This window comes from Achromobacter aegrifaciens, from assembly GCF_902859965.1.
In the GTDB taxonomy this organism is placed as follows: domain Bacteria; phylum Pseudomonadota; class Gammaproteobacteria; order Burkholderiales; family Burkholderiaceae_B; genus Achromobacter; species Achromobacter aegrifaciens.
In genome coordinates this window covers 1,245,595-1,266,388 of sequence record NZ_CADIKO010000001.1, presented here as the reverse complement: position 1 = coordinate 1,266,388, position 20,794 = coordinate 1,245,595, and the positions used below count along the sequence as shown (strand labels likewise).

General features: G+C 66.2%; 19 protein-coding genes. 9 read left to right on the top strand and 10 right to left on the bottom strand.

All coding sequences use genetic code 11. The annotated features are described in order from the left end of the window. Window positions 1-158 precede the first annotated feature (158 nt). Window positions 159-962, bottom strand: a complete 804-nt coding sequence (gene dkgB, locus HV793_RS05905; protein ID WP_175212820.1) for a 2,5-didehydrogluconate reductase DkgB — start codon at window positions 960-962, stop codon at window positions 159-161. A 122-nt stretch (window positions 963-1,084) separates the two neighbouring features. Between dkgB and HV793_RS05900 the strand changes: the two genes are divergently transcribed. After that, window positions 1,085-1,984, top strand: coding sequence for a LysR substrate-binding domain-containing protein (locus HV793_RS05900; RefSeq protein WP_119449889.1), 900 nt, complete (start codon window positions 1,085-1,087; stop codon window positions 1,982-1,984). Window positions 1,985-2,003: 19 nt separating this feature from the next. Here HV793_RS05900 and lhpI read toward each other — a convergent pair whose 3' ends face one another. From lhpI to HV793_RS05885, 3 genes are all read right to left on the bottom strand, one after another. Continuing rightward, complete coding sequence (gene lhpI, locus HV793_RS05895) at window positions 2,004-2,948, bottom strand: bifunctional Delta(1)-pyrroline-2-carboxylate/Delta(1)-piperideine-2-carboxylate reductase (protein WP_175212819.1); 945 nt, start codon at window positions 2,946-2,948, stop codon at window positions 2,004-2,006. A gap of 90 nt (window positions 2,949-3,038) precedes the next feature. Then, window positions 3,039-3,971 carry an N-carbamoyl-D-amino-acid hydrolase gene (locus HV793_RS05890; protein ID WP_175213156.1) on the bottom strand — a complete coding sequence of 311 codons (933 nt, stop codon included), beginning with the start codon at window positions 3,969-3,971 and terminating at the stop codon, window positions 3,039-3,041. Between the two features lie 254 nt (window positions 3,972-4,225). Further along, on the bottom strand, window positions 4,226-4,651 hold the full coding sequence (locus HV793_RS05885; RefSeq protein WP_119449891.1) for an Lrp/AsnC family transcriptional regulator: 426 nt from the start codon (window positions 4,649-4,651) through the stop codon (window positions 4,226-4,228). A 124-nt stretch (window positions 4,652-4,775) separates the two neighbouring features. Between HV793_RS05885 and HV793_RS05880 the strand changes: the two genes are divergently transcribed. Then, window positions 4,776-5,816 (top strand): ornithine cyclodeaminase, encoded by a 1,041-nt coding sequence (locus tag HV793_RS05880; RefSeq protein ID WP_125470603.1) that lies wholly within the window; start codon window positions 4,776-4,778, stop codon window positions 5,814-5,816. Between the two features lie 106 nt (window positions 5,817-5,922). On the opposite strand, the gene HV793_RS05875 is transcribed toward HV793_RS05880, so the two are convergent. The 3 genes from HV793_RS05875 to panB form a co-directional block, all read right to left on the bottom strand. After that, window positions 5,923-6,135, bottom strand: a complete 213-nt coding sequence (locus HV793_RS05875) for a DUF1059 domain-containing protein (RefSeq protein ID WP_054455373.1) — start codon at window positions 6,133-6,135, stop codon at window positions 5,923-5,925. A gap of 195 nt (window positions 6,136-6,330) precedes the next feature. Further along, window positions 6,331-7,440 carry a YcjF family protein gene (locus HV793_RS05870; RefSeq protein WP_054455371.1) on the bottom strand — a complete coding sequence of 370 codons (1,110 nt, stop codon included), beginning with the start codon at window positions 7,438-7,440 and terminating at the stop codon, window positions 6,331-6,333. 56 nt (window positions 7,441-7,496) lie between these two features. Continuing rightward, window positions 7,497-8,342: a 3-methyl-2-oxobutanoate hydroxymethyltransferase gene (gene panB, locus HV793_RS05865; protein ID WP_175212818.1), complete on the bottom strand. Its 846-nt coding sequence runs from the start codon at window positions 8,340-8,342 to the stop codon at window positions 7,497-7,499. A 321-nt stretch (window positions 8,343-8,663) separates the two neighbouring features. Between panB and HV793_RS05860 the strand changes: the two genes are divergently transcribed. Then, window positions 8,664-9,656 (top strand): WaaZ-like lipopolysaccharide core biosynthesis protein, encoded by a 993-nt coding sequence (locus HV793_RS05860; RefSeq protein WP_119449895.1) that lies wholly within the window; start codon window positions 8,664-8,666, stop codon window positions 9,654-9,656. Further along, the gene (locus HV793_RS05855) at window positions 9,653-10,777 is read left to right on the top strand and encodes a glycosyltransferase family 4 protein (protein ID WP_054455364.1); all 1,125 of its coding nucleotides are present in this window, start codon (window positions 9,653-9,655) and stop codon (window positions 10,775-10,777) included. The genes HV793_RS05860 and HV793_RS05855 overlap by 4 nt, the downstream gene beginning before the upstream one ends. Window positions 10,778-10,799: 22 nt before the next feature. Here HV793_RS05855 and HV793_RS05850 read toward each other — a convergent pair whose 3' ends face one another. The 3 genes from HV793_RS05850 to HV793_RS05840 all read right to left on the bottom strand — a co-directional run bounded on the left by HV793_RS05850 (window position 10,800) and on the right by HV793_RS05840 (window position 14,318). Next, window positions 10,800-12,719 carry a bifunctional metallophosphatase/5'-nucleotidase gene (locus HV793_RS05850; protein WP_175212817.1) on the bottom strand — a complete coding sequence of 640 codons (1,920 nt, stop codon included), beginning with the start codon at window positions 12,717-12,719 and terminating at the stop codon, window positions 10,800-10,802. Window positions 12,720-12,888: 169 nt separating this feature from the next. Beyond that, window positions 12,889-13,998, bottom strand: coding sequence for an S-(hydroxymethyl)glutathione dehydrogenase/class III alcohol dehydrogenase (locus HV793_RS05845; protein WP_054455360.1), 1,110 nt, complete (start codon window positions 13,996-13,998; stop codon window positions 12,889-12,891). A gap of 29 nt (window positions 13,999-14,027) precedes the next feature. After that, on the bottom strand, window positions 14,028-14,318 hold the full coding sequence (locus HV793_RS05840; RefSeq protein ID WP_054455908.1) for a metal-sensing transcriptional repressor: 291 nt from the start codon (window positions 14,316-14,318) through the stop codon (window positions 14,028-14,030). 209 nt (window positions 14,319-14,527) lie between these two features. Here HV793_RS05840 and hutC point away from each other — a divergent pair, with 209 nt between their 5' ends. The 5 genes from hutC to hutH all read left to right on the top strand — a co-directional run bounded on the left by hutC (window position 14,528) and on the right by hutH (window position 20,789). After that, the gene (gene hutC, locus HV793_RS05835) at window positions 14,528-15,271 is read left to right on the top strand and encodes a histidine utilization transcriptional repressor HutC (protein ID WP_054455358.1); all 744 of its coding nucleotides are present in this window, start codon (window positions 14,528-14,530) and stop codon (window positions 15,269-15,271) included. Continuing rightward, complete coding sequence (locus HV793_RS05830; RefSeq protein ID WP_175212816.1) at window positions 15,268-15,870, top strand: HutD/Ves family protein; 603 nt, start codon at window positions 15,268-15,270, stop codon at window positions 15,868-15,870. Before hutC ends, HV793_RS05830 begins: the two co-directional genes overlap by 4 nt. A 197-nt stretch (window positions 15,871-16,067) precedes the next feature. Then, the gene (gene hutU, locus HV793_RS05825) at window positions 16,068-17,747 is read left to right on the top strand and encodes a urocanate hydratase (protein ID WP_054455354.1); all 1,680 of its coding nucleotides are present in this window, start codon (window positions 16,068-16,070) and stop codon (window positions 17,745-17,747) included. 66 nt (window positions 17,748-17,813) lie between these two features. Further along, window positions 17,814-19,232 carry a purine-cytosine permease family protein gene (locus tag HV793_RS05820; RefSeq protein WP_175212815.1) on the top strand — a complete coding sequence of 473 codons (1,419 nt, stop codon included), beginning with the start codon at window positions 17,814-17,816 and terminating at the stop codon, window positions 19,230-19,232. 27 nt (window positions 19,233-19,259) lie between these two features. After that, window positions 19,260-20,789: a histidine ammonia-lyase gene (gene hutH / locus HV793_RS05815; RefSeq protein ID WP_054455350.1), complete on the top strand. Its 1,530-nt coding sequence runs from the start codon at window positions 19,260-19,262 to the stop codon at window positions 20,787-20,789. The last annotated feature ends 5 nt before the right edge of the window (window positions 20,790-20,794 follow it).

Below are 20,794 nucleotides of genomic sequence, written 5' to 3'. Positions count from 1 at the left end.
GGCTTTCAGCGCGAGGGCGGCGTTTTGAGGCAAGACGACATGACGACAGTGAAGATTGCGCCCGTAGGTGCGATATATAGGCGCGCCTAAGCCGGTTCGCTAGTATCTGAAAGTATTAGTCCCTGGATTTGCAATGGTGCATTTTCACTAGTTGCGGCTTAATCCCACCGCGCCGCCAGGCCCTCGGGACTGACTTCGCGCCCATTGCGCTCCAGCGCCGCGATTTGCGCCATCTCCTCGTCCGTCAGCCGCAGGTCCTGGGCGAGCAGGTTGCTGGCCAGGTTCTCGCGCTTGGTCGACGAAGGAATGACGGCATAGCCCAATTGCAGCGCCCAGGCCAGCGCGACCTGCGCGGTCGTCGCGTCGTGGCGCTGGGCGATCTGGCCGATGACCGGATCCTTCAGCACCTTGCCATAGGCCAGCGTCATGTACGACGTGACCGGGATGCCTTGTTCCTGCAGGAAGGCGGCGAGCTTGCGGTTTTGCAGGTAGGGGCTGAGTTCGATCTGGTTGGTGGCAATCTGCTCGCGGCCCACGGCGGCGATGGCGGCGCGGGTTTCGGCGATGGGGAAGTTGGAGATGCCGATCTGGCGGGTCAGCCCTTGCGTCTTGGCCTCGGCCAGCGCGCTCATGAATTCCTCGATGGACACGCCGTTGCCAGGCGCGGGCCAATGGATCAGGGTCAGGTCCGCGTAGTCGCTGCGCAGCTTGGCCAGGCTGTCCTTCAGGCTGGGGATGAGCTTGTCGCGGGCGTAGTTGGGCACCCAGATCTTGGTCGTGACGAATAGTGCCTCGCGCGGCACGCCGGATTCGGCGATGGCCTGGCCGACCTCGGCTTCGTTTTCGTAGATTTGCGCGGTGTCGATGGCGCGGTAGCCAAGATCCAGCGCGTTGCGCACGGAATCGATGACGGCTTGACCTTGCAAGCGGAAGGTGCCGACGCCAAAGGCGGGAATGTTCATGGGTAACTCCTGATGGGTTCGCGGATCCGGGCGCAGATACCCGGGAATGCCTGCAGTGTGCCCGTCGGATACTTGCGGAAAAAGTCCGGTATGCACGAAAGACTTTTGATATAAATGCAAGAATGAAGACGACCCTCGATGAAATGCAGGTCTTTATCGCCATCGTGGACAGCGGCTCCATCACCGCTGCCGCAGACGTGCTGGGACAGACCGTTTCCGCCGCCAGCCGGACCATGAGCCGGCTGGAAGAGAAGTTGCAGACCACGCTGATGCGCCGGACCACGCGGCGGCTGGAATTGACCGAGGAAGGCCGCGCCTATCTGGAGCAGGCGCGCAAGATCGTGGCCGCGGTGGAAGAAAGCGAGGAACTGATGAGCCTGCGCCGCAACCAGCCGGCCGGGCGCTTGCGGGTGGACGCAGCCTCGCCATTCATGCTGCATGTGATCGCGCCGCTGGTTCCGGGCTATCGCAAGCGCTATCCGCAGGTGGAGCTGGAACTGAACAGCAACGAAGGCAACATCGACCTGCTGGAGCGCCGCACCGACCTGGCCATCCGCATCGGACGCCTGAAGGATTCATCGCTGCATGCGGTGCCACTGGGCCACAGCCGCGTGCGCGTGCTGGCCAGTCCCGGTTATCTGGACGCGCATGGCACGCCGCGGCGCGTGGCCGATCTGGCTTCGCACATTTTGCTGGGCTTCAGCCAGCTGGAAGCGCTGAACGAATGGCCCCTGCTGGAGGCCGACGGCCAGGCCCTGCACATCAAGCCGCACGTGCGCGCGTTCAGCGGCGAAACCCTGCGGCAACTGGCCTTGAACGACGGCGGCGTCGTCTGCCTGTCGGATTTCATGACGCGCGGAGACCGCGCCAGCGGCGCCTTGCAGCAGCTGCTGGTGAAGCAGACGCAGGACGTGCGCCAGCCGATCAACGCGGTGTACTACCGCAACACCGCGATCTCTTCGCGCATCAAATCCTTCATCGACTACATGGTCCAGGCGCTGGGCCCGCGCGGCTTCGAATAGGGGCGCGGACGCTCCGCGTTCAGGCGCGTTCGCCGCTGACCGATTCGTACACCAGTGTCGCCAGCGTCAGGTCTTCCAGCGCGCTGCCCACGGCCTTGAACACGGTGATTTCCTGGTCGTCGCGGCGGCCTGGCAGCTCACCGGCAGCCAGTTGGTGCAGGTCGCCGCGGATGTCCTCGCGCTTGAGCGCGCCGGCCTCGAAGGCGGCCAGCAGGTCGCCGGACTTGGTGGGCGCTTCGCCGGTGTCCACGTAGACCGAGGTGCCGTCGAAGCAGGCCGCGTCCGTCTCGCGCATTTCGGGCTTGAAGCTGCCGATCAGGTCCAGGTGCACGCCGGGACGCAGCCAGGCGCCGTGGATCAGCGGTACGGTGGACAGCGTGGCGCAGCTGATGATGTCGGCCTGGCGTGCGGCGCTTTCCAGGTCGGCGGCGGCCGCGGCATCGAAGCCCTGCGCGCGCAGCTCGCCCGCCAGCTTCTCGGCGCCGGCCGCACGCACGTTCCACACCAGCACGCGCTGGATCGGGCGCACGGTGCGCATGGCCTGCGCCACCAGGCCGGCGATGCGGCCGGAGCCCACGATGAGCAACGTGCTGGCGTCGGCGCGCGCCAGGTAATCCGCGCCCAACGCGGCCGCGCCCGCCGTGCGGTACACGGTGACGATGTCGCCGTCGACCTGGGCTATTGGCACGCCGGTGGTGGCGCTGTACAGGTTGTAGGTGGCGTGCAGGCCGGGCAGGCCCTGGTGGGTGTTCTCGGGGAAGATGTTGATGATCTTCACGCCGAAATAGCCGCGGTCGCTCCAGGCGGGCATGATCAGCGAGGTGCCGTGCGCATTGCCCGACTGGATGGCGTGGACATGCCGCGGCGGCACGGTGGCGCTGCCGCGGAAGGCCTCCCGCAAGGCGGGAATGACGGCGTCGAAGGACAGGGCGTTGCGGGTTTGTTCGGTGTCGATGAGGCGCATGGTTGTTGCCTGCTGCGGGTCGGTCTGTGGGCCAGCAGGCAGTCTAGCAGCGCGGAGGGCGCCCGCCCGCGCCGCGGGCAGGCGTCGCCTTCAGTCGATGGCCGCCGTGGGCAGCGGATCGCCCGCGCCGGTGCGCTCGACGATCAGCTTGTAATGCTGCGGATTGCGGTGCTTGGCGAAGTTGAACACATGGTCGCGGAAGGCCTGGCCCATGGCCAGGTCGATGCGGGCGGTGATCACCTCATCTTCTTCGCCGCTGGAACGCGCCACGATCTCGCCGGAAGGCGCAACGATCATGGAGCTGCCTATCATGTGGTGGCCGTCTTCATGGCCGCATTTGGCGGCCGCGCCGACCCACACCGCGTTCTGGTAGGCGCTGGCCTGCAGCACGATCTCATGCGTGGTGGTGCGCAGGTGCGCGGGCTCGTTCCAGTGGATGTTGAGGGACGGCGTGTTGTAGCCCAGCACGATCAGCTCGGCGCTTTGCAGCGACATGACGCGATAGGTTTCGGGCCAGCGGCGGTCGTTGCACAGGCACATGCCGATCTTCACGTCGTTGGTTTCCCAGACGCCGAAGCCCAGGTCGCCGACTTCGAAGAATTTCTTCTCCAGGTGCTGGAACGGCGCGCCGATCTTGTGGTCGGAGTGGCCCGGCAGGTGGATCTTGCGGTACTTGCCGATGATTCTGGCGCTGCGGTCCACCAGGATGGCGGTGTTGAACTGGCGGCCTTCGGGCGTCAGTTCGGCGTAGCCCAGGTAGAAGCCTATGCCCAGCTCGCGCGCGGTGTCGAACAGCGGCTGCACGTCGGCGTTGGGCATGCTTTTTTCAAAGTAGCGCTCGACGGCCTCGGCGTCTTCCATCCAGTAGCGCGGAAAGAACGTGGTCAGCGCCAGCTCGGGAAAAACGACAAACTCCGCGCGGCGGGCGGCGGCCTCGCGCATCATTTCGACCAGGCGGTGGACCACGGCCGCGCGGGAATCGGCAAGGTTCACAGCGCCCATCTGGGCGACCGCCAGGCCCATCTTGCGGGCGGGGTATGCATTACTCACGATGTGGATCTCCAGGCTGAAGGCGCAAGCATGCATGCACGGGCGGAAATCCGGAACCGCTGTGGCGACTGGCGGCGAGCCAGGGAAATTACGCCGGGCGCTACGCTAAGACGATGATCTGGCGGGGAATTCGGTCGGGCGGACACAAGCCGCCGCGACCTTATGCATAACGCGGCGTCATGGGGCCCATGCAAACTTTTATATCGGGTTTCCCCGTATGCCGGCGCTCAAAGCGCCTTGAAGGTCTTGAGGTGGATGCTGGTTTCGGTGGCGGCGATGCCCTTGAGCGTGCGCAGGCGGTCCAGCACTTCGGACAGCTGGTCGATGGTGGGCACGCGCAGCTCGGCCAGCAGATCCCAGCGGCCGTTGGTGTCGTGCAGGCCCGCCACGGCGGGTTCGCCCATCAGCAGGCTCACGATCTTGCGGGTTTCGTGGCCTTCGACGGCAATGCTCATCCAGGCGACGATGTCTTCGGTTTCAACCTCTGGCCGCAGGCGCACGGTGTAGCCGCGGATGATGCCGCGCTCTTCCAGCTTGCGGATGCGGTTGTCGATGGTGCCGCGCGAGACGTCCAGCTTCTTCGCCAGCGTGGCGACCGACATGCGGGCATCGGCGCGCAGCAGGCCGAGCAGGTTCTGATCTAGCGTGTCCATTGTGAAAAGTGCTAATTATTGCTATCAGAGTGGCAGAATCTTAGCGTTTTGTGTTGATTGTTGTCACTATTAATTGGTTTGCCCATCCCCCAGAATTTCTGTTCCATAACTCGGGGAGAACAAATTGACGACGCTGCTTTCAACTTCCGACGTGGCCAAAATCGTGGCCCTGCAAGGCCCGCAACAGGTCTTTTCCGGTCTGCTGGACTACCTGCTGTCGGACTTTCTTCGATGGCAGGAATTCGACAAGAGCGCGCGGGTGGCCAGCCATTCGGCAACCGGCGTGATCGAACTGATGCCCACCGCCGACAGCGAGTACTACACCTTCAAATACGTGAACGGCCACCCGGGCAATCCGCAGGCCGGCCTGTCCACCGTGATGGCATTCGGCGCGCTGGCGCAGGTCAGCACGGGCGAGCCGCTGCTGATCAGCGAGCTGACCTTGACCACCGCGCTGCGCACGGCCGTGACCTCCGCCTTGGCGGCGCGCGCGCTGGCCCGGCCGGACTCGCGCAGGATGGCGCTGATCGGCAACGGCGCGCAGAGCGAGTTCCAGGCATTGGCCTTCCACTACATCCTCGGCGTCGACACGCTGCACGTCTATGACGTGGACGCAGGCGCCACACGCAAGCTTGAAAGCAATCTGGCTTCAGTGCCCGGCTTGCGCGTGGTGCGCTTCGATAGTGCGGCAGAGGCGGTCAAGGGCACGGACATCGTCACCACGGTGACGGCGGACAAGGCCTACGCCACCATCCTGACCGCGGACATGGTCGAGCCTGGCATGCACATCAACGCTGTCGGCGGCGACTGCCCGGGCAAGACGGAACTGCATGCGGACGTGCTGCGCGCGGGCCCGGTGTTCGTGGAATACGAGCCGCAGACACGCATCGAGGGCGACCTGCAGCAGATGCCTGCCGACTTCGCGGTGACGGAATTGTGGCGGGTGCTGACGGGCCAATCCGCCGGACGCAAGAACGCAGCCGACGTGACCATCTTCGATTCGGTGGGCTTTGCGCTGGAAGACTTCTCGGCCTTGCGCTGGCTGCGCGACGCCGCCGTGCGCCATGGCGTGGGCGCCCGCATCGAGGTTGCGCCGCAACTGCCCGATCCGAAGAATCTGTTCGAAGCGGTGCGGGCCGCTCAACCTGTTGCGGCCCGGGCCTGATGCCGGCGCGCGCGGAGCCGTCCGCGCAAACCGGGACGCTTCCGTGACGCTTTGATGGGCGCAAGCGCCGGCGTGGCGAACCGCGCCGGCGCCAATGGCGGCCGCCTCATGTGCGGCTGGGTATTTCAACTGGCGGCGTGCCGTCGTGGAACAGCGATTTCAGCTGCGTACGCAACTCGGGGGTGTCGGCATGCTTGTGCACCGTGGTTGCATGCTGCACGGCGGCTTCCAGCAATTCGCCTTCGGAATCCGCCGCCAGCGCCACCGTGCAGTTCATTGCGCTGGGGTATTCGCGGCAATCGATGTATTTGCGAGTCATGAACGTCTCCCTGCGCGCAGGCTGCCTGGGCCTGCGCAAGAGCATCCGGCGCGCGGCGCGGGACGTCCGGGCCGCTGGCGCGTCGCAGCGGCGGGGGCGGTCTGGAAAGTATAGATCTGGCGCTACAGCTGCGGCGCAATTCGCCAGGTGCCGCTTCACACTAGTGCACGGATACCAGTGCGGCCGCAGCGGGCTTCAGAAGCTGACGCGCTGCTTCAAGGCCTGGGCGATCATCGCGATGTCGATGTCCTTGCCCGGATGCTTCAGGCAGAAGTCATACAGCACGGCCACGTAGGCATTGCCCAGCAGCTTGGTGATGGCGCCGGCGGTGGTGGCGGCAATGGTGCCGCCCACTGCGCTGCCCGCGCCGGGGATGAATTTCAGCAGCCCGGAGACCACCGAGCGCCCGATCAGGGTGGCTGCGGACGCGCCCAGCGTGGAGGTGACCAGCGTGGTGATGGCGGCGGTATTCAGTTCCATGCCGAAAGTGATGCCGATCTTGGCGATCATGCCGACCTGGATGGGCACCAGCGCAACGGCGTCCGAGAACGGGATGGGCGCGGCGGCGGCCGATGCGGCCAGCCCCGCGGCCACGTTGACCTCTATCTCAGCCCGCTTTTTTTTTACTTCCAGGGCCTTCTTGTTGCGGGTGGACAGCGCGTTGGCATAGGCCCGCTGCTGCGCCTCGGGGATGTGCAGGGCGGTGGCCTCGATCAGGTTGTCCAGGCCCATGGGCGGCAGTTCCGCGTCCAGCTCCTCGATCCATTCCGGCAGCGCGCGCACCGCCACCACCTGCTTGGCGCGCGGCAGCAGCTTGCGCGCTTCGTCGACGAAGGGGCTGTTCTTGCGCGCCTTGGTCAGCACCGCCATGACGGGGATGCCGGCATCGGACAGCATGTTGCACAGTTCGATTTCCGCGTCTTCGACGCGGTGGCTGCTGTCCTGGATGCAGAGCCAGGCCACGTGCAGGTGCCGGTCCTGATCGTCGGCGGCGGAGCGTTCCTGGATCAGGTCCGCCAGCTGCTGGCGCGAGCGCTCGTAGTCGCCGACCTCCAGGCCGCGCGTGTCGATGATGGTGAGCGGATGGCCGGCCCGGGTGAATTCCTGGGTCGACTGGGTGACGGGCTTGCCCGCGCCGGTCTTGGCCAGGTCGCCGCGGAATACGGCATTGATCAGCGTGCTCTTGCCCACGCCGGTCTTGCCCGCGACCAGGATGTTCACGCGCCCGGCACCGCGCGTGGCGGTGCTGATGGCGTCCGCGATGGCGTCCTGCAATTGGGGCGTGTCCATGCGGGGCGTGCTCATGAGGTGTGTGCGTAGAAAGGCATGGGGAAGATTCTAGCGAGAAACGCGCGCCGCCATCAGGCGCGGCCCGCCACGCCGTAGAGATGGGCCGATTCGGGGAAGGTCCGCGCGCGGACTTCGGTGGCATAGGTCTGCGCCGCCTGCTGAATGCGGCCGGCCAGGTCGTCGTAGCGCTTCACGAAGCGCGCGGTGCGCTCGAACATGCCCAGCATGTCGTCCACCACCAGCACCTGGCCGTCGCAGCGCGCGGATGCGCCTATGCCGATGGTCGGGCAGGCGACGGCCTCGGTGATCGACGCCGCCAGCGGCTCGACCACGCCTTCGATCACCAGCGAGAAGGCGCCGGCGTCCGCGACGGCGGCGGCGTCGGCGGCGATGCGGGCGTATTCGGCTTCGCCGCGGCCGCGCGCGCCGTAGCCGCCCAGGATATTCACGGCTTGCGGCGTCAGGCCGACATGGCCCATGACCGGGATGCCGCGCGCGGACAGATAGGCGACGGTCGGCGCCATGCTCTGGCCGCCTTCGAGCTTGACCGCGCCCGCGCCGGTTTCCTTCATGATGCGCGCGGCGGAGCGGAAGGCCTGCTCGGGGCTTTCCTCATAACTGCCGAAAGGCATGTCGACGACGATCAGCGCCCGGCGCGAGCCGCGCACCACGGCGGCGCCGTGCGCAATCATCATGTCCAGCGTGACGGGCACGGTGGAAGGCAGTCCGTAGATCGTCTGGGCCAGGCTGTCGCCCACCAGCAGGGCGTCGCAATGCGGGTCCAGCAGTTCGGCCATGCGCGCCGTGTAGGCCGTCAGCATCACCAGCGGCTCCTGGTGCTTGCGCGCGCGGAACGCGGGCACGCTCAGGCGGGGTGCGTGGGCGGCAGCCGTGTTCAGGGTGGCGGTCGTAGACATCGAAATTCTTCCTATCCAGGGTTGATTGCTTGAATCGGGACATTGCGATACCCGCATCGTAGCGGAAGGCCGCAGGCGCGGCCCCGCAGCTAGCGCATGGCTGTGCCCAGCAGGCTAATCTTTGCGGCAAAACGTAATCGAAAGTTTTGGGGCGCCGCGATGCCGTGCTCTGTGGAAAGCGTCGGCAACAAATTTAGGGACGTTTTGGAGTTTCCATAAAAGCGTTACATCTTCAAGGGTTCACTCGCTTTTTCGACAGGTCTGCCTGCGTAGAATTCGCCGCTTACAAGGTTATTTCGCGGCTTCCGCGCAACATTGCTCATGCCTAGTCCCGGGCTCATTCCACGTTTGCTGTGTTCGCGTCCGCTGACCAAGGGCCTGCGTTACTTCTATCGCCACACCCGGCCCGCCGCATACCGGCACAACGAAACCTTGTGGCCCTTTGTGACGGTTCAGCGCGGTGGGCAGGAGCGGCTGACAGGATGTGAACTGCGCGGCGTGCAAGGCCCTGCCACCACCCCGCTGGATCAACTGCCGCGCGACATCGCAGCCGACGCCCATCTGATATTGAGCGGCCCCTCGGTGGCTCAGATCGACTACGCGCGTTGCCGGCTGGATGTGACGATGGGCGTCAACGGCTCGATCGCGCTGCGGCGTCAGCACCCTACCCTGCGCTTTGACTACTACGCCATGCTCGATGCCGGTTTCGTCAACCGCAGGCGCGATCTGGTGGCGCAAGTGCTGGCGCAGGATCTAACGTTGTTCGTCACGCCCGAGGTCTACCGTTGGATAGGCTTCCTGTTCGACCGCAAGGACGTGCGCTGCCGCATCGCGCTGTTCGAAGAAGTGCACCAGCGCGCGCTGCAGCCGCGCGCGCGCCCCGAGCAGCTGGAAGCGCGCTTGGCCGACGACCCCGGACTGGTGCTGTTCGACGCGCGCAACCCGGTGCATGCGCACGGCTTCAGCCTGGACCCGCCGCGCGGCCTGTTCGGCGGCGGCACCGTGGCCTATACGGGCTTGCAGCTGCTGGCGTGGCTGGGCGCGAAAACCATATACCTGCACGGCCTGGACCTGACGGCTGCGGCGGGACCCCGATTCTATGAAAGCGCGGCAACGCAGCTGTCCACCGCGCTGGACCGGCAATTCTCCGGACACATCGAACCCGCCTTCCGGCAAGCCAGCCGGCTGCTCGGCGAACGCGGCATCAAGGTCTACAACCTGTCGCCCGCCAGCCGGCTGGGGGATGACGTGTTCGAGAAGCGCGACTGGAGCTGCCTGCTGCCCGAGCAGCCGTTTTCGAGTATGACCCCATGAAGATTCTGTACACCAATTTCCACCAAGGCGATGGCGGCGGCCACACCACCTACGTGATGTCGCTGGCGCGCATCCTGTGCGAGAAGTCGCAGGTGACCGTGGCCGCGCCCGCCAGCAGCCGCCTGCTGGCCGAGGCCGCGGCCCTGCCCGGCGTGCGCACGCTGGCCCTGGAATTCAAGGGCCGTCCGCTGCAGCAGCTGCGCGCGCTGCGCCGTCTGCGCGCCCTGCTGCGCGACGAACAGTTCGACGTGGTCCACGTCAACGGCTCGGCCGACCACCGCCTGTGCATGCTGGCGACCGTGGGCATGGGGGCGCGGCGTCCCTTCATGGTCTACACGCAGCACACCGACCGCAGCGCCAACAGCCTGGGTGCGCGGGTGCGCGCCAAATGGGGCACCAACCGCGTCATCTGCGTGTGCACCCATACGTTTCGCCGCATGAAGCAGTCGGTCTTCCGCAACGAGGACCTGCGGGTGGTGCACAACGGGGTGGATACGGAAAAGTGCAGTCCGGCCTCGCGCCGGGAGGCGGCGCAGGCGCGCGGCAGCCTGTTGCCCGACGGCATGCAGGGTCGGCTGGTCATCGGCAGCAATGCCGGCACCGCGGTCTACAAGAACTGGCTGGACATGGTGACCGCCGTGTCCATGCTGCCCGACAACAAGCGGCGGCAGGTGGTGGTGCTGATTGCGGGCAAGCTGCCCGACGCGGAGCAGATGCGCCGCGTGGCCGAACTGGGCATGTCGGAGCAGGTGGTGTTTACGGGCTTGATGGAGGACGTCAGCCCCTTCCTGTCGGCGCTGGACGTGGGCTTTGTGCTGTCGTCCAAGCTGGAGACGATTTCCTTTGCCTGCCGCGAGATGATGGCCGCAGGCAAGCCCGTGATCGTCAGCGCCGTGGGCGGGCTGCCCGAGAACGTCACCGATGGCCGCGATGGCTGGGTGGTGCCGCCGGCCTCGGTGGACAGCATCGTCGAAGCGCTGTCGAAGATCCTGGAAAACCGCGAGGTCCTGGGCGTGATGGGCGCCGAGGCCCGCAGCACCGCGCTGCGGGAGTTCTCGTTGACGACGTTCGTCGGCAATACCGAGCGCGTCTACCGCGAAAGCCGGGCGCAGCCGGCCTGATGGCCGCGCCCGGCGCCTGCCGCTACTCGCTGTACGTCTTGGTGCTGTACAGGCTCACGGGCAGCAGATTCAGCACCGGCAGGCCGCTGACCGGGTCCTTGGCCTGCTTGTCGATGTAGGCCTGCAGCACGTCGGCATCCAGCACGCCGATGTCCTGCCGGCGCGAGGCCGGCACGTTGGCCAGGGTCTTGTAGCCGTCGCCGCCGGTGGCGTTGAAGCTCAGCACGAACAGCTTGTAGCTGCGGCCCGCGTCCAGCGGCAGCCAGTTGCCGCTGGCCTGATCCCGGACTTCGATGTTGGACACGCGGCTGCCCTGGGCCTGGGCCGCATTCACGTCCCAGCGCAGGCCACCGGCATAAGGATAGGGGCCGGTGGAGCCGCCCGCGCCGTAGACTGCCTGCATGCCGTCTTCCAGCATGCTCTTGACCTCGGCGCCGGTCACATCCAGGCGCCAGAGCATATTGCCGAAAGGCACCACTTCGATCACGTTGGCCGCCGTTACGTTGCCCAGTAGCGGCACGCGCACGCCGCCGCCGCTTTGCAGCGAGATGTCGGCGCCGCCATAGCTGGCGTTGGCCACGTCCAGGTAGGCTTGGGCCACCAGCTGCTGGATGTCGCCGCCGCGCAGGCTGACGCTGCCCAGCGTGTTGCAGGCGGCGCTGGAGCGGCTGTAGTCGCGCGAACCGGGGCCGCCCGGCACGCGCCGCGAGCATAGTTCCTGCGGCACCGAAGCGACGAGGCTGCGGCTGAACTGGTCGACCTTGGCCTTGAACGGCTGCAGCACGCCCGCGGCCTGCGCGTCCGGCGTCTGCATGCGCAGGAAGCCACTGGCCTGGATGTCGGTCTGGATCGCCGCCTCGTCGGCTGCCGAGGGTGCGGCGCCGGCGACCTTCAGCGGACCGTCCATCAGCACATGCGGCGTGCCGGCGCAGGCGGTGACGTCGCCGTTGGCGTCGAAGCTCACCTTCAGCTCGCCGACCACCTGCGAGTATTCCCACGCTTGCACCAGGCAGACGCGCTTGCCGTCCTTGTCCTGGAGCACGGTGGGATAGGCGCCCGCGGGCGAGCCCACGCCATAGTCCGCCATGGAGGCGGGACCCAGCAACGTGTGCGAGTCGCCGCCCACCACCACGTCCACGCCGCTCAGCTGCGCGATCACCTGCTTGTCATAGCTGTAGCCGATGTGGCTCATCACCACGATCTTGTTGACGCCCTGCGCGCGCAGCGCGTCGATCTGCTGCTGCGCGGCGATGGTCTCGTCCGAGAACACGGTGCCGGCGTCCGGGCTGGAGGACTGCTGGGTCTTGGCGGCGATGGTCAGGCCCACCAGGCCGATATCCTGGCCGTCGCGCTTGAGGACCACGGCGGGCTTGACCATGCCGGGGGCGCGCGAGGGATTCAGCGCCGAGCCGGCGGCGAACGTGACGTTGGCGCTCAGCACGGGCGTCTGGCAGGCGCCCGCGTGCAGCAGTTCGATGAAGCGCTTCAGGCCGCTGTCGCCCTTGTCGAACTCATGGTTGCCCAGGGTCATGGCGTCGAAGCAGACGGTGTTCATCATGGCCGCGTCGGCCTCGCCCGGTTCGCCCGCTCGGTTGAAGTACAGCGTGCCGGTGGTGGCGTCGCCCGCGTGCAGCTTGAGCACGTTGGCGGATTGCGCAGCCAGGGCGTTGATCGCGCCCGTCACTCGCGGAAAGCCGCCCGTATCGGCGTTCACGGCGACGCGCGCGCCGGCAGCGTTCTTGAGCTTGAGGTCCTTCTTCTTGCTATCCAGGTTGGAATGATGATCGTTGATGTGCAGGATCGTCAGTTCCATCGGCCGGCCGGGAGCCGGCTGCTCGGGTTGTTCGACGGGCTTGTCGTCATCGTCATCGCCGCCGCAGCCGGCCAGCAGCGCCAGTGCGCTCAGCATGGCCGCGCCTGCGTTCCTCTTCCACGTGTTCATTCGCGTGTACCCCTCTGTCATCGGAGGGCGAATGGTCGCGGGTCAAGATGACGCCGAAATGAATGACAGTGCTGTCATGTTGCGCGACGACATGTCGCAAGCCTGTCATGCAAAAGCAACGGGCCCGGCGCATGTCGCGCCGGGCCCGTCGTTGCCGCAAGACGCGGGTTTAGTAGTGGATCACCGTGCGGATCGACTTGCCTTCATGCATCAGGTCGAAGGCTTCGTTGATGCGTTCCAGCGGCAGCGTGTGGGTCACGAACGGGTCCAGGTCGATCTTGCCGCTCATGGCGTCTTCCACCATGCCCGGCAGCTGTGTGCGGCCCTTGACGCCGCCGAAGGCCGAACCGCGCCAGACGCGGCCCGTGACCAGCTGGAACGGGCGCGTGCTGATTTCCTGGCCGGCGCCAGCCACGCCGATGATGATGCTCTCGCCCCAGCCCTTGTGGCAGCATTCCAGCGCGGCGCGCATGACGTGAACGTTGCCGATGCACTCGAACGAGAAGTCTACGCCGCCGTCGGTCATTTCGACGATCACGTCCTGGATAGGCTTGTCGTGGTCCTTGGGGTTGACGCAGTCGGTGGCGCCCATGGCGCTGGCCAGCACGAACTTGTTGGGGTTGGTGTCCACGGCGATGATGCGGCCGGCCTTGGCCTGCACCGCGCCCTGGATCACGGCCAGGCCGATGCCGCCCAGGCCGAACACGGCGACGGTGTCGCCTTCCTTGACCTTGGCGGTGTTGTGCACGGCGCCCAGGCCGGTGGTGACGCCGCAACCCAGCAGGCAGACCTTTTCATGCGGAGCGGCAGGATTGATCTTGGCCAGCGAGATCTCGTTGACCACGGTGTATTCGCTGAAGGTCGAGCAGCCCATGTAGTGGTAGAGCGGCTTGCCTTCATAGCTGAAGCGCGAGGTGCCGTCGGGCATGACGCCCTTGCCCTGCGTGGCGCGCACTTTCTGGCACAGGTTGGTCTTGCCGGACAGGCAGAACTTGCATTCGCGGCATTCGGCCGTGTAGAGCGGGATGACGTGGTCGCCGGGCTTCAGCGAAGTCACGCCTTCGCCGACTTCGACCACCACGCCCGCGCCTTCGTGGCCCAGCACGGCGGGGAACAGGCCTTCCGGATCGTCGCCGCTGAGGGTGAAGGCGTCGGTGTGGCAGACGCCGGTGTGGGTGATCTTCACCAGCACTTCGCCGTGCTGCGGCGGGGCGACGTCGATTTCAACGATTTCCAGCGGCTTGCCGGGTCCGAATGCGACTGCTGCGCGTGATTTCATAGTTAGGGCTCCACGTATGTCAGATGGCGTTATTTCAGATAGGAACGGACCAGGCGCATCAAGAGATCGATCTCGGCTTCGGGTTCGATCGTGGCGTCCTGGCGGCCGCCCTGGGCGGTTTGGAGGAAGGTTTCGCGCAGATGGCTTTCCAGCACCTCGGCCATCAGGCCGGTGGCGGCGCCGCGCAAGGCGGCCAGCTGCTGCAGCAGCGCGCCGCATTCCGTGCCTTCGTTCACGGCCCGCTCCAGCGCCAGCGCCTGGCCCTGGATGCGGCGCAAGCGGGTGACGACGCGTTTTTTCTCTTCCGGGGAGTGCGGCACGGCAGGCTCCGATGAATACAGGGGGGGAGTATAGAAAATCTGGCTGCCCACGTCCACTACGGTACTCCCGCGCCGGGGACCATGCCTAGGCGCGGCGCGGGCGACAAGCCGGGGCCGCGCGGGGTCTGCGGATCCGCGAGCCGTCTGTACCTGTCTATACTAGGCGCTGACCGCCATCCGTCGCCTGGCGCCGCATTACAGGATCTCCCATGGCTTCCAATCCCCCCAAATTGCCCATCCAGGCCAATGCGCCGCCTGCGCCACTCTATGCGCAGGTCAAGCAAATGATCGCGCAGCAGATCCGCAGCGGCGCTTGGCCGGAACACTACCGGGTGCCGTCGGAAAGCGAACTGGTCGATGAGCTCGGGTTCAGCCGCATGACCATCAATCGCGCCTTGCGCGAGTTGACGGCCGAGGGACTGCTGGTGCGCATGCAGGGCGTGGGCACCTTCGTGGCCCAGCCCAAGGCGCGCTCGGCGCTGTTCGCCGTCAATAACATCGCCGACGAGATCGCGGCGCGCAATCATCGCCACCACAGCCGCGTGGTGCGTCTGGCCGAAGAGCCTGCAGGCGCCGAACAGGCGCTGGCGCTGGATATCCGCGCCGGGCAGCCGGTGTACCACTCGATCATCGTGCACTACGAAGACGACCTGCCGATCCAGCTGGAGGACCGCTACGTCAATGTGGGCCTGGCGCCGGACTACCTGAAGCAGGACTTCACGCATAGCACGCCGTACGAATACCTGACGCGCGTCGCGCCGCTGAGCGAAGGCGAGCACGTGGTCGAGGCCATCCTCGCCAAGCCGCGCGAATGCCAGCTGTTGCAGATCGAGCGCGACGAGCCCTGTCTGTTGATCAGCCGCCGCACCTGGTCGGGCGATCGCGCCGTCACCCTGGCCCGTTTGATTCACCCTGGTTCCCGGCACCGCCTGGAAGGCAAGTTCACCTCATGAAGCAACCCGAAGTCCATCTGTATCGCGCCGCCGACTATCCGCGCATGCCCTGGCGCAACGGCGGCGGCACCACGCAGGAAGTCGTCTGCAATCCCGGCGGCAGCGCGGCCGGGTTCGACTGGCGCCTGTCCATCGCCGATGTGGCACAGGACGGCGGCTTTTCCGCGTTCACGGGCTATCAGCGCATCATCACGGTACTGGAGGGCTCGGGCATCCAGCTGACGGTGGACGGCAGCCTGCAGACGCCGCTCACGCCGCGCCAGGCCTATGCCTTCGCAGGCGAGGCCCAAGTGCAGTGCCGTCTGCTGGATGGGCCGATACGCGACTTCAACCTGATCTACGCGCCGGCGCGCTGGCATGCCCGGCTGCAGTGGGTGGCGGGCGCAGGGCCATGGACATTCCACAGCGCCGCGCGCGATGTGCTGGTGCTGACGGCGGGCGGCCCGCTTACGGTGCGCATCGACGGCAAGCCGCAAGTGCTGCCGTCGCGTTACGACTGCCTGCATGCCGAGTCCATGGACTGCCTGGCCGAGTACCGGCTGGAGGCCGAGGCGCCGCTGGACGCCTGCGTGATCGAACTGTTGCCGCGTAGCGTCTGATTGCGCGGCCGCCTGGAGCGGCCGTATTCCGTTGTTGCCGATGAAAGCCGGGGTGCTGTCGCCTCGGCTTTTTTATTCGGGTAATCCCTGAGAAAAATCGACTCATATTGACTTGTATATACAAGCATAGGCATCCTATGATCCAGACAAGCGCAGCGCCACGCAGGCGCGCAACCGAACCGATCAAGGAGAGCCTCTTGGACAACTCGAACCGATACCGCGACGTGGTCATCCGCGCACCGCGCGGCAAGCAACTGAACGCCAAGAGCTGGCTGACCGAAGCCCCCTTGCGCATGCTGATGAACAACCTGGATCCCGACGTGGCCGAGAACCCGAAGGAACTGGTGGTTTACGGCGGCATCGGCCGCGCCGCCCGGGACTGGGATTGCTATGACAAGATCGTCGAATCGCTCAAGAACCTGAACGAAGACGAAACCCTGCTGGTGCAATCCGGCAAGCCGGTAGGCGTTTTCAAGACCCATGCCAACGCGCCGCGCGTGCTGATCGCCAACTCCAACCTGGTGCCGCACTGGGCCACCTGGGAACACTTCAACGAACTGGATGCCAAGGGCCTGGCCATGTACGGTCAGATGACGGCGGGCAGCTGGATCTACATCGGCAGCCAGGGCATCGTGCAGGGTACGTACGAGACCTTCGTCGAGGCGGGCCGCCAGCACTATGGCGGCAACCTCAAAGGGCGCTGGGTGCTGACCGCCGGCCTGGGCGGCATGGGCGGCGCGCAACCGCTGGCGGCCACGCTGGCTGGCGCCTGCTCGCTGAACATCGAATGCCAGCAGACCAGCATCGATTTCCGCCTGCGCACCCGCTATGTGGACGAACAGGCGCGCGACCTGGATGACGCGTTGGCGCGCATCGCCAAGTACACGCAGGAAGGCCGCGCCGTTTCCATCGCCCTGTGCGGCAACGCCGCCGAGATCCTGCCGGAACTGGTGCGCCGCGGCGTGCGCCCGGACATGGTGACGGACCAGACCAGCGCGCACGATCCGCTGAACGGCTATCTGCCGGCCGGCTGGACCTGGCAGGACTATCGCGCGCGCGCCAAGCGCGAACCGGCCGCGGTCATCAAGGCGGCCAAGCAGTCCATGGCGGTGCACGTGCAGGCCATGCTGGCCTTCCAGCGCCAGGGCGTTCCGACCTTCGATTATGGCAACAACATCCGCCAGATGGCCAAGGAAGAAGGCGTGGCGGACGCGTTCGATTTTCCGGGTTTCGTGCCCGCCTACATCCGGCCATTGTTCTGCCGCGGCGTGGGCCCGTTCCGCTGGGCCGCGCTGTCGGGCGATCCGCAAGACATCTACAAGACCGACGCCAAGGTCAAGGAACTGATCCCGGACGACGCACACCTGCACCGCTGGCTGGACATGGCGCGCGAACGCATCAGCTTCCAGGGCCTGCCGGCGCGCATCTGCTGGGTGGGCCTGGGCCAGCGCGCCAAGCTGGGCCTGGCGTTCAATGAAATGGTCCGCACGGGCGAGCTGTCGGCGCCCATCGTCATCGGCCGCGACCATCTGGATTCCGGCTCTGTCGCCAGCCCCAACCGTGAAACGGAATCGATGCGCGACGGTTCGGACGCGGTATCCGATTGGCCGCTGCTGAACGCACTGCTGAACACGGCCAGCGGCGCGACCTGGGTGTCGCTGCACCATGGCGGCGGCGTGGGCATGGGCTTTTCGCAGCATGCCGGCATGGTCATCGTCTGCGACGGCACGGACGAGGCGGCCGAGCGCATCGCCCGCGTGCTGACCAACGATCCGGGCACGGGCGTCATGCGGCATGCCGACGCGGGCTACGCAGCCGCCATTGAATGCGCGCAGGAGCAGGGCCTGAATCTGCCCATGCTTGCGGGCAAGCGCTGATACCGCGCCGCCCATACCTGCGGGCCGCGACCGCGCCCGTCCATACGCCATGACCGAGACTACGCAATGACTCAGGACAGCCAGGCAGCAAGGGGGCCGCTCATCGAGCGGCGCTCGATCGATTTCATTCCCGAAACGGAGCGCCACGGCAAGCTCTACAGCCAGTTCACGCTGTGGATGGGCGCCAATCTGCAGATCACCGCCATCATCACCGGAGCCTTGGCGGTGGTGCTGGGCGGAGACGTTTTCTGGTCGCTGATCGGGCTGTTCGTCGGCCAGGTTTTTGGCGGCGCGGTGATGGCGCTGCATGCTGCCCAGGGACCCAAGCTGGGATTGCCCCAAATGATCTCCAGCCGGGTGCAGTTCGGCGTCTATGGCGCGGCGATCCCCATCGTGCTGGTGTGCCTGATGTACCTGGGATTCACGGCCACGGGCACGGTGCTGTCGGGGCAGGCCCTGGGCCAGTTGTTCGGCGTGAGCGATACGGCCGGCATCCTGATATTCGCCGCCGTGATCGCCGGGGTGACGTTGTTCGGCTACCGCATGATCCACATCATCGGGCGGATCGCGACGGTGCTGGGCATCATTGCCTTCTTCTACCTGTTCAGCCGCGTGATCGCGCTGGGCGACGTGGGCCAGTTGCTGCAGATCCGCCACTTCACGTGGAGTTCCTTCCTGCTGTCGGTGTCGCTGGCGGCATCGTGGCAGATCGCCTATGGGCCTTACGTCGCGGACTACTCGCGCTATCTGCCGAGCCGGACCTCGTCGTTCAAGACCTTCCTGGCGGTAGGGCTGGGTTCGGTGCTGGGCGCGCAGATTGCAATGGTGCTGGGCGTGCTGGCCGCGGCCATGGCGGCCGGCCAGTTTGCCGGGCGCGAGGTCGCCTACATCGTCGGGCTGGGCGGCACGGGAGCCATGGCCGCGCTGCTGTACTTCACCATCGCGTTCGGCAAGGTCACGATTTCGACGCTGAACTCCTACGGCAGCTTCATGTGCATCGCGACCATCGCCAGCGGCTTTCGCGGACATGTGGAGATTTCCCGCCGGCAGCGCGCGCTGCTGGTGCTGGTGATCGTCGCAGCGGCCACGGCGGTGGCGCTGATCGGGCAGCATTCCTTCCTGAACGCGTTCAAGTCCTTCATCCTGTTCCTGCTGGCGTTTTTCGTGCCGTGGAGCGCGGTTAATCTGGTCGACTACTACTTCGTGAGCCGCGAGCAATACGACGTGGAAGCGCTGTCGGATCCGAATGGGCGCTATGGCCGTTGGAACTGGCCAGGGATCCTGATATATCTGTTCGGGGTGCTGGTGCAGATGCCCTTCATTTCGACCAAGCTCTACACGGGTCCGATGGTCGAGCGCCTGGGCGGGGTGGATATCTCGTGGATCATCGGCCTGGTCGTGCCCAGCATCCTGTATTACCTGTTCGCGCGCCGGGATGCCGTACCGCAACATCGTGGCGCCGCCCGCGCCACCCATACGCTTTGACGCCGGCACTCGCCTAGGAGAACAACAATGGAATTGCATCTGACACCCGGCCACATGACCTTGGCGGACCTGCGGCGCGTCTATCAGCAGCCGGCGCGCGTGACGCTGGACCCGGCTGCCGCCGGGCCGATCGAGGCCAGCGTGGCCTGCGTCGAACGCATCATCGATGAAGGCCGCACGGCCTACGGCATCAACACCGGATTCGGGCTGCTCGCCACGACGCGGATCGCGCGCGAGGACCTGGAAGCCCTGCAGAGTTCGCTGGTGCTGTCGCACGCGGCCGGAGTGGGCGAGGCGCTGGACGACGCGATGGTGCGGCTGATCATGGTGTTGAAGATCAACAGCCTGGCGCGGGGTTATTCGGGCATCCGCCGCAAGGTCATCGACGCGTTGATCGCGCTGGTGAACGCCGAGGTCTATCCGCATATTCCGCTGAAGGGATCGGTGGGCGCGTCGGGCGACCTTGCGCCGCTGGCGCACATGTCCCTGCTGCTGCTGGGCGAGAGCAAGGCGCGCCATCGCGGCGCCTGGCTGCCCGCGCGCGAAGCGCTGGCCCAGGCGGGGCTGGAACCCCTGACGCTGGCGGCCAAGGAAGGCCTGGCGCTCTTGAACGGTACGCAGGTTTCGACGGCCTATGCGCTGCGCGGCCTGTTCGAGGCCGAGGATCTGCTGGCTGCCGCGCTGGTCTGCGGCAGTCTCAGCGTGGAAGCCATGCTGGCATCGCGCGCACCGTTCGATCCCCGCATCCACGCCGCGCGTGGTCAGCCTGGCCAGATCGACGTGGCGGCCGTGTACCGCGATCTGCTGACCGAGGACAGCGAGGTCGGGCATTCACACGCAAACTGCGACAAGGTGCAAGACCCCTATTCGCTGCGCTGCCAGCCGCAGGTCATGGGCGCCTGCCTGACGCAGATACGCCATGCGGCCCAGGTGCTGGAGATCGAGTCCAACGCGGTCTCGGACAATCCGCTGGTGTTTGCCGAGCAGGGCGACGTGGTGTCGGGCGGCAACTTCCATGCCGAGCCCGTGGCCATGGCGGCGGACAACCTGGCGTTGGCGCTGGCAGAGATCGGCGCGCTGTCCGAGCGCCGTATTTCGCTGATGATGGACAAGCACATGTCGCAGCTGCCGCCGTTCCTGGTGAGCAACGGCGGCGTGAACTCCGGCTTCATGATTGCCCAGGTGACCGCGGCGGCGCTGGCCAGCGACAACAAGGCGCTGGCGCACCCGGCCAGCGTGGACAGCCTGCCGACTTCGGCCAACCAGGAGGACCACGTGTCCATGGCGCCGAATGCGGGCAAGCGGCTCTGGCCCATGGCCGAGAACGTGCGCGACATCCTCGCGATCGAATGGCTCGGCGCCTGCCAGGGCCTGGATTTCCGCCAGGGCCTGAAGACCGCGCCCAAGCTGGAGCGTGCGCGCGGCCTGTTGCGCGAGAAAGTGGCGCATTATGAGCGGGACCGCTTCTTCGCACCCGACATCGAGGCGGCGAGTCTGCTCATCGCGGGCCAGGGTCTGACGGCGCTGGTGCCGGCGGGCCTGTTGCCCAGTCTTTAACGCCG